General features: G+C 66.0%; 8 protein-coding genes and 1 riboswitch. Of the genes, 3 read left to right on the forward strand and 5 right to left on the reverse strand.

What is annotated here, in order from left to right; all coding sequences use genetic code 11:
* Positions 1-4: 4 nt before the first annotated feature.
* The 5 genes from F791_RS0101610 to F791_RS0101630 form a co-directional block, all read right to left on the reverse strand.
* On the reverse strand, positions 5-4,474 hold the full coding sequence (locus tag F791_RS0101610; RefSeq protein ID WP_019592090.1) for a cobaltochelatase subunit CobN: 4,470 nt from the start codon (positions 4,472-4,474) through the stop codon (positions 5-7).
* A gap of 124 nt (positions 4,475-4,598) precedes the next feature.
* Positions 4,599-5,153 (reverse strand): cob(I)yrinic acid a,c-diamide adenosyltransferase, encoded by a 555-nt coding sequence (locus tag F791_RS0101615; RefSeq protein ID WP_018174773.1) that lies wholly within the window; start codon positions 5,151-5,153, stop codon positions 4,599-4,601.
* A 3-nt stretch (positions 5,154-5,156) separates the two neighbouring features.
* Positions 5,157-6,974, reverse strand: a complete 1,818-nt coding sequence (locus F791_RS0101620) for a TonB-dependent receptor domain-containing protein (RefSeq protein WP_018174772.1) — start codon at positions 6,972-6,974, stop codon at positions 5,157-5,159.
* Positions 6,975-7,115: 141 nt separating this feature from the next.
* Positions 7,116-7,365: riboswitch (cobalamin riboswitch) on the reverse strand.
* 45 nt (positions 7,366-7,410) lie between these two features.
* Complete coding sequence (locus F791_RS0101625; RefSeq protein WP_018138710.1) at positions 7,411-9,309, reverse strand: hypothetical protein; 1,899 nt, start codon at positions 9,307-9,309, stop codon at positions 7,411-7,413.
* A 110-nt stretch (positions 9,310-9,419) separates the two neighbouring features.
* On the reverse strand, positions 9,420-10,658 hold the full coding sequence (locus F791_RS0101630; RefSeq protein ID WP_018138709.1) for a cyclopropane-fatty-acyl-phospholipid synthase family protein: 1,239 nt from the start codon (positions 10,656-10,658) through the stop codon (positions 9,420-9,422).
* Between the two features lie 230 nt (positions 10,659-10,888).
* Between F791_RS0101630 and fnr the strand changes: the two genes are divergently transcribed.
* From fnr to F791_RS0101645, 3 genes are read left to right on the forward strand one after another with little or no spacing between them, the layout of a single operon-like run.
* Positions 10,889-11,620 carry a fumarate/nitrate reduction transcriptional regulator Fnr gene (fnr, locus tag F791_RS0101635; RefSeq protein WP_018138708.1) on the forward strand — a complete coding sequence of 244 codons (732 nt, stop codon included), beginning with the start codon at positions 10,889-10,891 and terminating at the stop codon, positions 11,618-11,620.
* Positions 11,613-12,098, forward strand: coding sequence for a TIGR02444 family protein (locus F791_RS0101640; protein WP_018648993.1), 486 nt, complete (start codon positions 11,613-11,615; stop codon positions 12,096-12,098). Before fnr ends, F791_RS0101640 begins: the two co-directional genes overlap by 8 nt.
* A 47-nt stretch (positions 12,099-12,145) precedes the next feature.
* Positions 12,146-12,715: a DUF2058 domain-containing protein gene (locus F791_RS0101645; RefSeq protein WP_018138706.1), complete on the forward strand. Its 570-nt coding sequence runs from the start codon at positions 12,146-12,148 to the stop codon at positions 12,713-12,715.
* Positions 12,716-12,728 lie beyond the last annotated feature (13 nt).

Raw genomic sequence — 12,728 nt, forward strand, 5'->3', positions numbered from 1 at the left:
GCGGTTATCGGCGGCGGCCTGCGGCGATACCGCCGATCAGCAGCAGGAACAGCGCGGCGGCGACTAGCCAGGGAAGCCAGGGCATGCCGGCTGCCTCGTCGCCGGTCTCCTGGCCACTCTCGGCCTCGGCCGCTTCCGGCATCTCCTGCATCTCCCGGGCGTCCGGGTCCTCCAGCGGCTGGATCTCGGTGACACGACTGGGGTCGGCCTCCGCCTGTGCACGATCGATCTGCGCGGACGCGCGCACGGCCTCGAAGGCCTCGCGCAGTTCGGGGTCCTCCAGGCGCTCGGCCACCTCGTCCAGCATCGGGTGGTCGGGGCGCGTGTGCCCGCTGCCCGGCAGGCCGTGTTCCGCAACCAATTCGGCGAAGCGTTCGGACAGGGCGTCCAGTACCTCCGGCTCGGCCTCCCAGAACCCGCGACTGGCAGCCACCAGATGCACGGCCTGCAGGTGGGTCTTCACATGCACGTTGTGGCCGTCGGCGAGAAATTCGTCCACGCCCAGTCCGTGCCGGTCCTGCAGGTAGATGTCGTGCACCTCGTCCCAGACCCAGGAGCGCACGATCTCGGGGTTGGTGGCCTGCCAGCCCCAAAGGTTGTCGACGAAGTCGCGGGCCATGGTGCGGGCCCCGGCATAACCGTGATCCATCAGCGGCTCGATCCACTGCGGGTTCAGGTTCTGCCCCTGCAGCTCGCGCATCAGCGCGCGCCCCAGCGTCTCCACCTGCGGGTTGTCCGGGTCGGCATGCTGCAGCACGCGGTTGTCCGGCACCTCGCCGCGCAGGCTTTCCACGGCAGTGGACAGCCCACCCTGGAAATCGAAGCCGTCGTCGTTGTCCAGCAGCCCGTACAGGTGCGAGGCACGGCCCAGATAGGTGCGCCCGACCCCGGCCACGCGCGACTCGAACGCCTCGTGTGCCGCATCGCCGGATGCCGTTGTGCCGTAGGCATGCCCCATGCGGCGCAGGTAGGCCGCGCCCAGTTCGGCGCGATCCTCCCAGGCGCCGGAACGGTCCGCCAGGCGGTTGACCCCGGCGCCGTACGCCCCCGGTGCGGTGCCGAACACGCGCAACGCGGCCTGCTCCCCGGCGGCGGCACCGTCCAGTCCGGCCGCGCGCAAGGCCTCGGTGTCCTCCACCCACTGCGCGGCGACATCATTACGCGCCAACGACTCGCCGCCGGGATCGCGCAGATCCTCCGCCAGCGGAGCCAGGGCTGCTTCCAGTGCCTCTTCCAGTTCCGGGTGCTCCTCGAGGATGGTCTCCGAGGCGCCATCCAGCGCCAGCCGTGCGGCCCGGTCCAGCCACACGAGCTGGTCCTCGTAGAGATCGCGGAACAGCCCGGAGGTGGTGAACAGGGCATCCCGGCGACGGTCGCGCCCGGCCTCGTCGAGATCCATGCGCTCCAGGCCCTCGACGATCCCGCGACTGTTCCAGGCGGGCCGGATTCCAAGCATGTCCATGCCGAAGGCGATCATCACCCCCTCGTCACGTACGGTGTCGGAGGCCCAGAGGATGATGGCCTCGCTGCCATCCGCTTCCGGATCACCGTGCTCGCGGGCATCCGCGGCGAGTTCCTGACCGATGCCCCAGGCGATTCGTGTTGGCACCAGGTCCGCCGACAGGGCATGGAAGTTTGTCCCGGTGGGCAGTACATCCGGCGTGCGGATCGGATCGTTGCCCTGACCCGGTGGCACGAACCGACCCTCCAGGGCGGCCAGCAGATGGGCGCGTTCACTGGCGGGCGAACCCCGCAGCCTGTCGTCCCAGTCGTCACCGGCCTCACCACCCCCGGCCATCGACTCGAGCATCGTGTCCACGGCTTCGTCCGACCAGTCGCGACCGAACACATGCAGACCCAGCGGCATCTGGTCCTCCTGCATGTCGGTCAGGTAGTGGCCGATCTCGTGCACCAGCAGCTCTTCATCCATCTCCGCGAGCGGAGTGTCACCGTGCCCGTGGTCGTGCCCGTGGTCATCCCCATGATCATCGTCCCTGCCATGGTCGTCATGTCCATGGCCACCGTCCTGCTCATGCCCGTCGGAGTGGTCATCGTGGTGCCCATCTCCGTCGTCGTGGCCGTGATGGTGATGGCCGCGCGCCAGTTCGCGTTCGATGGTCTCGGTCAGGCCCAGCTCGTCGATACGCTCGCGCAGCGTCTGGGCGGCGCGCGAGCGGGTGGCCGCATCGGGCTGGGCCGCGGCCTCGTAGGTCTCCACCAGCTGGCGCAGTTCCAGCAGGCTGTCGTAGAGCTCGGTGGCCGCCAGCGGCGGCGTCAGGTGGCTGATCATCACGCCCATCGCCCGCCGCTTGGCCTGGATGCCCTCGCCGACACCATCGACGATGTAGGGATAGATGATCGGCAGGTCACCGCCGAGGATCTCGGGGTAGTCGTCCGGGGCGAGACCCGCGCGGCGGCGCGGGAGGAACTCGCGAGTGGAATGACGCCCGACGTAGACCAGCGCATCCGCCTCGAAATGCTCGCGAATCCAGTGATAGAAACCGGCGTACTGGTGAGTCGGCGGGAAGGTCGTGTTCGCATGCAGCAAGCGCTCGCTGACCTCCCACCCGCGCGGCGGCTGCGGGCCGATGAACACGTTGCCGAACTCGATGCCGGGGAAGAGCATCTCGCCGTCGCGCGTCATGGCCTCGCCCGGCGGCTCGCCCCATCCGGTCAGACCCGGGATGCCTGTACGCACCAGGGCCTTGCGCAGCTGTTCGGTGGTTTCGTGTTCGTCTTCACCGGCCAGCGTGGCCTCCCAGGCGGCCTCGTATTGGGCGAGCAGGTCCAGCGCCCGTTCCTGGGCGTCGTGCGGGTAGCTCTCGAGCATATGCCGTAGATCGCCGACACCGCTGTCCAGCGCGGCCTCCGCCAGTTCGTGCTTGTCCGCGTCCCTGGCCGCCTCCAGACGCGCCTGCAGGTAGCCGATCGGTCCGTCGACCAGCTCCGCCTGCACCGCGGCAGGCAAGCCGTCGAAATACGCCTGGTACTGATCTCGATCCAGCGAGGCGACCCGGCCGGCGATCGCGTCCAGCGCGTCCGCCTGTTCCGGCAGATTCACCGCCCGGTCCTGGATCATGTCCAGCAGGGCCTCGGCATCCTCCGGCACCTCGTCCCCGAGGTCATACCCGGCGGCCTCCAGCCGTTGCAGGATCTCCAGCAGTGATTCCGGGACATCCAGCTTGTCGGCGCCAATGTTCTGGCGACCGGGCGGATGGTTGTAGTACACGACCGCGACCCGCTTGTCTGTGTTGTCCAGCTGGCGCAGCCGGTTCCAGCGCTGCATCCGGTCGGCCAGGGCCTCCACCCGCTCGCCCACCGGTTCGGGCAGCGCCAATCGCACGCCAGTGCGTTCGTCCTGCGTGGGCTCGCCCGCGGTCGCCAGCACCATCGGCTGACTGGCGCCCTGCAATTCCGGCATGGCCACGTGATAGTGGACCTTGTCCCAGGGGATGCCCTCGTGCGAGAGCCGCCACTCGGTCTCGCTCACGTCCGCCAGACGAATCCCCTTGACCACAGGGACATCCAGCTCGGCGAAGGCCTCGGCCACCGCCTCGCGGTTGCCACCGCCGCCCACTACGAAGTCCTGCAGGCTGACGATCCCGCTCAGCTCGGCGGGTGCCGCCGATGCGGCGAGGTTCTCGACTGCCTCGCGGCTGGCCCCACCCCAGCGCGCGAGGACCGCGAAGCACTGGGTATCCCGGGCCTCCAGCGCCTCGCAGGTCGCATCCAGAAGCTCGCGGTCACCGGGACGGTCACCGGTATCCAGGTCCAGCACGGCCACGGCCGGCCTGGCATCCAGGCCAAGATCCCCCGGGTCGGCCACCGACTGGCCATCCCGGTAATAGCGGATGGTCTCGCGCGGATCCGGTTCCGGCACGTCAATCGAGTGCCCGCCCCGAGCGGCCAGCCAGCGCATCAGACCCTCCATGTTCTCCGGTGTGCGGCCCTGATAGAACGCACGTCCGGTTAGCCAGTCGGCCTGGTTTGAGAAGCGCTCCTGCTGCCGGGCCAGGTGCTCGCGCGGATCCTCGCCCGCTTCAGGGTTCTCGGTCAGTTCGGTCCGGGCCTCCTCGTCCAGCTCCTCCAGCACCGCCTGGCCGTCGATGCGGGACAGCGCGGTCAGGCGCCGTTCGCTGTTGATTGCAAGGATCGGCGCTGACTCGGCCGGTGCCTCTTCGCGCAGCAGACGTTCGAGACGACCGGCCTGGTCCCCGAACACCGCTGCCACGAGCACCGCGTCGGCATCGCGCCACAACGCCCGGATTGACGAGTCCGACTTATCCGCCAGCTGCTCAGGCGTGCGCAGCACCACCTCGGCATCCGGCACGGCCTCCAGGAATCGATGCGCACCGGCGGCCACCTCGGGGGCCGAGCGCTCGGAGACGATGCCGACGATCTGGGGCCCTGCCCATACGGGCGTGCTCCACAGGCCGACGATCAGCAGGACCAGGCTGCGTTTCCAGAAGGACATGCGATAAACCCCGAAGAAAATTCGATGGGGCGACGCCACCGGTGCAATGGTGGCGTCGCCAATCCGTTATACGCAGGAAGGTGCCGTGGAAACGGCACCCGAAAACCAGCAACGGCAGATGCAATCAGCCGCGTTTGTTGGCCGGCTGCCAGAGGACTTCCGCGCCGTTCTCGTGACGTGCAAGCACACGGCAGAGCACGAACAGAAGATCCGACAGGCGGTTGATGTAGGCCAGTGAACTCGGCCGCAGCGCCTCATGGTGATTCACCGCCACCAGACGACGTTCCGCACGGCGGCATACCGTACGGGCGATATGGCAGTCGGCCGTGGCCGGGCCACCGCCCGGCAGGATGAACTCCTCGAGCGGCGGCAGATCGGCGTTGAAGCTTTCCAGCTCGACATCGAGCCGCTCGACAGAGGCATCCGGTAGCGCCTGATGCCCCGGCACCGCCAGCTCCGCCCCCAGGTCGAACAGCTCGTGCTGAACCAGGGCCAGCACGCGCCGAACCTCTTCCGGGAGATCGTGGACCAGGACCCGGCCCACGACACTGTTCAGCTCGTCCACGTCACCAAACGCCTCGACGCGGTGGCTGTCCTTATCCACCCGCGAGCCATCCCCCAGGCCAGTCCGGCCTTCGTCACCCGTGCGGGTCGCAATCTTTGACAGTCGATTACCCATGCATCACCTCTGCTGGTAGCGCAGCTTGACGAAAGCGGCCCGACCCGGCTGGTTGTACCCTCCGGCGGTCTCGTAGTCCTTGTCGAACACGTTATTGACCGTCGCCTGAATCTGCCATTCCGGCGCAATCTGATAGCTCGCACGCAGATTGAGCAGGCCGTAGCCGGCAAGTCGCTCCTGATTGTCGCGATCGTCATAGGCGCGACTCTTGGCGATAGCCGATCCCCCTACGGAGAAACGCTGGAACTGGCGATCGAGATCCACCCGCGCTGTCACGGGCGAGCGGCGGCGCAATTCGTTTCCGGTCTCCCGGTCTTCGGCGTCCAGGAAGGTCAGGGAGGCGCGAGAGACCCATTGGGCTCCCTCGTAACCGCCTTCCAGTTCGATGCCGCGAATCCGGGCTTCGTCCACGTTTTCTGCCCGAAATGCGACGGGATCGAAGGTGATCATCTGGTCGAGATCAGTCCGGAAGACGGCGGCATCGGCATAGTACGGACCACTGGAATAGCGCGCGCCGAGTTCAAACGTGCGGGAAGTCTCCGGATCAAGATCGGAGTTCCCGAAGCCCGGGAAGTAGAGATCATTGAACGTCGGTGCCTTGAATGCCGTTCCGTAGGAAGCTCGCAACCGAACCGTTTCCGAAGCCTGCAAACCCCATGCGACCTGGCCGGTCGTCTTGTCTCCGAACTGCTCGTTGTCGTCGTAGCGCAGGCTGCCTTCGAGATCGTGGCGCCCAAGATCCACCTGCACCACGGAGTAAGCTCCAACGTTGTAACGCGACCCTTCATCGTAATCGGTGTCGCTCTCGACGCGGTCCTCGTGCGCATCAATGCCAGTCACGAGGTACACGCGATCCCCTATATCGATATCATTGCGCCAGTCGATCGTGTCGCGACGGGTATCGAACTGGGAGAAAAATTCACCGTCGAGAAAATTCTCCGACTCGTCCCGGCTGTGGCCGACCGACAGTTCAGTCTCCCACTGCCGTGTAACCGGAATACGGAAGCCAGCCCGCAAAGCCGCGTGCACAAAGTCCGAGGAGTCCGGCGAGAACTGGGAATCAGTGTCAAATTCGGTTGAGCCTTCCGAATACAAGACATTCCCAAAGACCTCCGCACCGTTATCAAGACGATGGGTCACCTTGGTCGCAAGCGAGGTGTTGTCGTAGCCGTCACGGTCATCGTCTCCAACGTCATCCTGCACATTGATGCCGTCGGTCTCGAAATGGCTGAGCGAGAAGCTGTAGTTCGTGTTCTCGGTTCCGCCGGCGACGCCCACACCCGTTTCCCAGGTGTTGAAGCTGCCGCCCCCGACAAACGCGTTGACCCTGGGCGGCCCCTTCTGGCCCTCGCGGGTAAAGACCTGCACCACGCCGCCAATGGCGTCGGAGCCGTAGATGCTGGTACGCGGTCCGCGCACCACTTCGACGCGCTCGATCTCCTCCGGTGGCAGGAACTGCCAGCTTGCCCCGCCACTGGTGGCCGACCCCATGCGCACGCCGTCGATCAGGAGCAGGGTGTGGTCGGAACTCGTGCCACGCGTGTAGACCGAGGTGGTCTTGCCGAAGGCACTGTTCTGGGAGGTCTCGATCCCGGCGCGGCCCTCCAGCAGGTCGGTGAACTGCTGCGGTTGCAGGCGCTCGATCTCTTCGCGGTCGATGACGGTGACCGAGGACAGGGTCTCGTCGACGGTCTGCGCGACGCGCGCGGCCGTGACCTGGACCACGTCGAGGGTGTGCGCTTCGGAATCGGCGTCCGGCGTCTCGGCGAGGACCGGGGTGGTGGCCAGCAGGATGGCCGTGGAAAGTGCTGTGCGTTTCATGTCGTCCGTGTCTCCCGGCGAGCCGCCCGCACGCCGTAAATTCGTCGGGACCACGCAGGCAGGGGGAGAGAGACACGAGGGGGACCGGGCACAGCCGCTATGCGACCAGGCCCGATCATCCGCCTCGCATGCCCGCCGCATGCCGCGCGATCATTCCCTGGCCGGTCTCCGGGCTGACGAGCGTTCCGGTGCGGCGCCTTCCCGAACGATTCCGTTCAGTGGCGTGTGCCGCGACCATCAGAGGCCGTCATGGCCTCTCGCTCAATTACCGTTGCGGGGGCAGCGTCGGATTCGTCCGCAGGCATCCAGATACCTGTAGCGGGCTCACCGAACTTCCCGTTTAACCCCTCGGCGAGACACGCCGAGGGGCACCAGAAAACGCACGAAAGCCTACACAGTTGGTCAAGAAATTACCAGACCCGGGAAATGCGCGGCGTCAGGATCGCTGGGCCTCAGCCTGCACATAACGTGCGCCGCTCTTGAGCAACCGCCCCCAGGACTTGTCCTGCAGCATGGCGTCAAATTCCGGCGACCGTTCGGCACGCAAAGCCACCGGCGCCGCCTGCGCGCCCTCCTCCACCGGATGGGCGGCCAGCATCTCCAGGCGGTCGGGATTGGCGCCATATTGCCGTACCAGGAAATCACGCATGGAGTCGGACAGCGGCAGATGGTAGATGCGCGTCAGACGCAGGGCCAGCCATTCCGCCATACGGCTGAGATCCTGACGCACCATACGCACCATCGCCGAACCCAACCCCGCCTTGGCATCCGCACTCATGCCGACGTACAGGCCTCCGAGATAGGCGGCGGGATTCGCATAGATCGCGCGCTGGATACTCGGGTTGGTCAGGTCGACCAGAGGCTCCAGAATCAGTGCGAGCTGGATGCCGATGCGCTTGGCGGTGTCCGCATCCAGTGGGTGCCCACCAAAGTAGAACAGGTCGCCCTCGCGCCGGATGCCGAGCTCGGACAGGTACTCACAGAACCGGTCGGCCAGGCGCAGCTTCTGGTCGTCCGCCAGCTCGATCACCTCCTCGCTCACGCGGATACCGCGCGCACTGCGCTTGAACCAGCTCTGCTGCCCCTTTCTCTCGACCTGCTGTCGTCGCAGCGCCTCCCAGCGCTCGACCGCGGCGGTATAGCGACTCTGCGCCTGCATGAGCTGGTCCCGCGCCGCGCGCAGGTCTTCGACATGACGCAGCGCCCGCCCCAGCAGGCGGCCTTCCGGCGAATTCACAGCGGGGCGGGACTGTTCCAGTTGCGAAAGTGCATCCAGCACCTCGCGCCCGATACCCAGAGTCGGCGAACGCAGGACCTGCGGATCCAGGCCACTGGCCGGGCTTTGCGCCAGCAACATCGCGAGCGAGCGCAGGCGACTGACCACACCCGCCTGAGCGACGCGGAAACGGTTGCCCTGATACTCCAGCCGATCCAGCGCATGCCCCAACCGCCAACCACCCGACCATTCGAAACTCAGCCGCCGGATCTGCCGCCCGTTGACCATCTCGAAGGCCAGTACAAACATGGCCTGCGTATCATCCAGTGTGCAGCGCGACAGGTCATCCGAGTCCGCCGCTGAAAACAGGCGGTCCAGAAATTGATCGATCCGCCGGACGCCATCCTCACGGGTTGGCGCGACGCCCTGAAGCCGGTCGCGCAGCGGATCCGCCAGTTCGGAGGCATCGTGGTGCAGTTTTTCCAGCGCGGCCAGACGAGCATCCGCAGTGGCATCCACCAGATCCGCGACGCGCGAGCGCAGCCCCAGCCGACGGTAGATCTCGATCTGCTCGGCCGCTGCTGCGAGGCTGGTATCGCCGGTCATCTCGCGCACCGCGACCGCGACGCCTTCCGGCGAGATATCCACCTCATGAAGCAGAACCTCGGCGGCCTTGCGTCGCCGCATGTCCGGCGCCATCTCGGCCATCGCCAGGTCGCGGGTCACGAACAGCAGGTCCGGCAAAAAGTCGATCGTATTGCGCAGCTGATCGCGTGAGCGCTCCTGCCGCTTGCCCCGCGTGGCATCGGCAATAAACCGCGCCAGCAGGCCAATCACCCCGAACAGCAGCGTGTAGACGGCAAAAAAGATGAAATTCTGGGCCGGGGCGGCGTGGCCAAAGCCCAGGAAATAGCCCCCCTGCATCGCGAGGAAGGTCACCGGGCCGGCCGCCCACAGCAGCTGCAGCATGTTGAGCGACCAGGGCACCTTGCGCGCGGTCGCCGCGACCTCGGTGATCCGGCTGCGTCCGGCCGCCTCGATCAGCACATGGTCCTGGCTCGGACTGGCGGCCTGGGGGGCCTCCTGCCGCTGTTGCCGCTTGCGAAACCTGCCAAACACGCGTCGTCCCTGCCCCCTCAGCGTTTCCGTGAAGTGTAGGGAAAACAGACCGGTTGCGGGTGCCCGGTCAGGAAAAAATGTTCAGGGAGCCAGGAAGTAGTCCGCAATCCCTACGCAGCACTGCGACCCCGGACTGCCGCCTCCCCCGGCGGCGTCGAAACCACCTTGGGCGCCTCGTCGGCATACAGATAGTCGCGGGTGAGCGGCACGGCATCCTGCTGTTTGGCCACCTGGATGTGGAACACCACCTGGCGCCACCAGCGGAAGGTCGCCTCGCAACTGGCCAGATAGAACTCCCACATGCGGCAGAAGCGCTCGTCGAAGTGGCCCACTGCCTCGGCACGGATGTTCTGGAACCGCCGATACCACTCGGCGAGCGTCTCCGCATAGTGCAGCCGCCAGAACTCGATATCGGTGGTATGCAGCGGGGTCGGCTCCAACGCCTCCATCACCTCGGACAGTGCCGGGGTATAACCGCCAGGGAAGATGTACTTGCTCAGCCAGGGGTTGGTGGTCCCCGGAGGCCCCTGGCGGCCAATCGTGTGCAGGACGGCCACGCCATCGTCCTTGAGCAGGTCGTTCACCCGCTGGAAGAACGTGCCGTAATTGGGCACGCCGACATGCTCGAACATGCCGACACTGACGATCCGGTCGTACTGGTCGTCGTGTTCGCGGTAGTCCTGATAGAAAAAGCGCACGCGATCGTCCAGCCCGCGGCGCTTCGCCTCGGCCTGGGCCACTCGCAGCTGCTCCCGGGACAGGGTGATTCCGTCCACCTGGACATCGGCGTTCTCGGCCAGGTGAAAGGCCAGCCCACCCCAGCCGCAGCCGATATCCAGCACCCGCTGACCGGGCTCCAGCACCAGCTTCTTGCGCAGCATCGCGCACTTGGCCTGCTGGGCCTCCTCCAGGGTCATGTCCGGGCGCTCGAAATAGGCACAGCTGTAGAACATGCCTTCGTCGAGAAAACGGCGGAACAGCCACTCGTCCACGTCGTAATGATGGGAGATGTTCTGGTAGCTGCGCGCGATACGGTTGCCCTGCTCGAGGACCGCGCGAAACATGCACACCAGCGGGTGCACACGACGCTGGAATCTGGGCGCGAAGTTGCGCATGGCCACATCCAGAAACACCCGGATGCCCTCGGGACCCGGCGACCAGAGCCCGTCCATATAGGTTTCGCCCAGCTGAAACCCGGGATCTCGCGCGATGCGCTTGAGGGCCGCCCGATCATGGACCTGCAGCGTGATCTCGGGTGCCCCCTGCCCGAAACGGCGCTCGCTCCCGTCCGGCTCGCGCAGGATCAGCGTGCCGTGGTGCATGTATTCGTTCAGCATCCGTTCGATCATTGCGTCCCTTCCCATGCGAATCGCCTGCTATATTAAACAGAGTCTAGATATCGCACTCGCTCCGCCGCAAGCCTCTGAATTGGCTGATCCCTGCCACTCCAAAAGGTTCCACACTCACAATACCGGAATTCCTCATACGGGCAACCTCTATACGGGGGCCTCACACACCTTCCCTCACGGGGGCCTCACACACCTTCCCTCACCGATGGCAAAACCGCTAACCTGAGCACATGACACTGCGCCCGACCCAAGCCTGCGAACACTGCACCCTGCGCCAGCTCTGTCTGCCGATGGGGCTGCCACAAAACGAACTCTGGCAACTCGACGAGATCGTGCAGCAACGCCGTCCGATCGAAAAGGGGGCCTTGCTGTTCGGCATGGGCGAGCGCTTCGACACCCTGTTTGCCGTACGCACCGGGGCGTTGAAGACCGTTCTGATCGGCGACGACGGTACCGAGCAAATCACCGGCTTCGCCCTCGCAGGCGATCTGCTGGGGCTGGATGCGATCCACTCCAGAAAACATCCGGTCAGCGCGGTCGCCCTCGAATCCACCAGTGTCTGCGCAGTCCCGTACACCCATGTGGACGACCTCGCCGGCAGGCTTCCGACATTCCGCCAGCACATGATGAACGTGATGAGCCAGGGGCTGGCTCAGGACGAAAGCCTGCATGCCCTGCTCGGGCAGCGCACGGCGGAGCAGCGCCTGGCCACATTCCTCGTCACCCTGTCGGAGCGGCATCGTGCACGGGGCCTGTCCACCGAGCGCTTCTACCTCCCGATGTCGCGCGCCGACATCGCGAACCACCTGGGGCTGACTCAGGAGACCATCAGCCGCCTGTTCACACAGCTGCGCAACCAGGGGGTAATCAACCTGCACACCCGGGATCTCGAGATCCTCGAGCCGACGACCCTGCGCAGCACCGCCGGCGTGACCTTTACGCCCGCCGCCAGTAGTGCCTGAGGCCGCCCGGCCACACGACTTCGACTGCTTCTGGGATTTCGCCCTGCGGATATGGGCCTGCGCCCCCGCACGGAAACGCCTGCTGAACTGGCAGGACGCCCATGAGGTCGATGCCATCCTCGCCCTGTTCGCCCTGTGGTACCCACGGCGAGTACACACACACGACTGGCAGGCGCTGATGCAGGCCGCCGCGCGCTGGCGCGAGCAAACCACCTCGCGCGTGCGCGCCCTGCGCCGCCGTCTCAAGCCCAACAGCCCCGATGAGCGACAACGCCAAGCCCTGTACGACGCCGTGAAAGGGCTGGAGCTGGCTTGCGAGCGCACGGCTGCGATGCGACTGTGTCAGCGCACGCAGGCGCTGGGCAATCCCGCTGCGACCCCCGATCTTGCGCGGCGTTTACACCTGCTGTTTCCCACCCTTCCCATGACCGAGATCCTGGACGGATTACCCGAACTTACACACGTCGGCTGCACATAGCAGAGGTTCGGGCTATCCTCCCGACACATTTTCTACAGGCAAGCGGCATGTCGGACGATCTGCGCAATCAGCTCCTGAAGGCCGGACTGGTGGACGAAAAACAGGTGCGCAAGGCCAAGAGCCAGAAGCACAAGGCCCAGAAGACACAACCGAAAAAGAAAAAGGGCAAGCCCGCCGACGCCGAGGCTAGCGCCGCTGCGGCTCGTCAAGCCGAGCAGGCCCAACGCTCGCGGGAGAAGAACCAGGAACGGCAGGAAAAGGCCGAACGCCGCGCGCGCCGGGCGCAGATTCGCGAGCTGGTGAACCAGCACCTGGCCCCGATCCCCACTGGCGACGCCGCGATCGACTATCACTTCCAGTTCGACGGACAGGTCCGCCACCTGCCGGTGACCGAGGACACCCGCAAGCGCCTGGTCGACGGCCGCGCGGCGCTGGCCGGCCTGGAGCTGCACCCGAGCAAGGGGTTCCGCGTAATCCCGCGCGATATAGCGGACAAGATCCGCGAGCGGGATGCCGAATGGCCGCTGGTTATCCCGGCCGAGGAAAGCGGCGGTTCCGAGCCCGATCCCGACGACCCGTACAAGGACTACGTCGTCCCCGACGACCTCATGTGGTAACGCCTCGCTCGGG

It is taken from the genome of Thioalkalivibrio sp. ALRh, assembly GCF_000381425.1.
Lineage (GTDB): Bacteria > Pseudomonadota > Gammaproteobacteria > Ectothiorhodospirales > Ectothiorhodospiraceae > Thioalkalivibrio.

Excerpts from the sequence above, each read along its gene's own strand:
- F791_RS0101630 (WP_018138709.1), bottom strand. The coding sequence starts at position 10,658 with ATGATCGAACGGATGCTGAACGAATACATGCACCACGGCACGCTGATC.
- F791_RS0101615 (WP_018174773.1), bottom strand. The coding sequence starts at position 5,153 with ATGGGTAATCGACTGTCAAAGATTGCGACCCGCACGGGTGACGAAGGC.
- fnr (WP_018138708.1), top strand. The coding sequence starts at position 10,889 with ATGACACTGCGCCCGACCCAAGCCTGCGAACACTGCACCCTGCGCCAG.
- F791_RS0101610 (WP_019592090.1), bottom strand. The coding sequence starts at position 4,474 with ATGTCCTTCTGGAAACGCAGCCTGGTCCTGCTGATCGTCGGCCTGTGG.
- F791_RS0101645 (WP_018138706.1), top strand. The coding sequence starts at position 12,146 with ATGTCGGACGATCTGCGCAATCAGCTCCTGAAGGCCGGACTGGTGGAC.
- F791_RS0101620 (WP_018174772.1), bottom strand. The coding sequence starts at position 6,974 with ATGAAACGCACAGCACTTTCCACGGCCATCCTGCTGGCCACCACCCCG.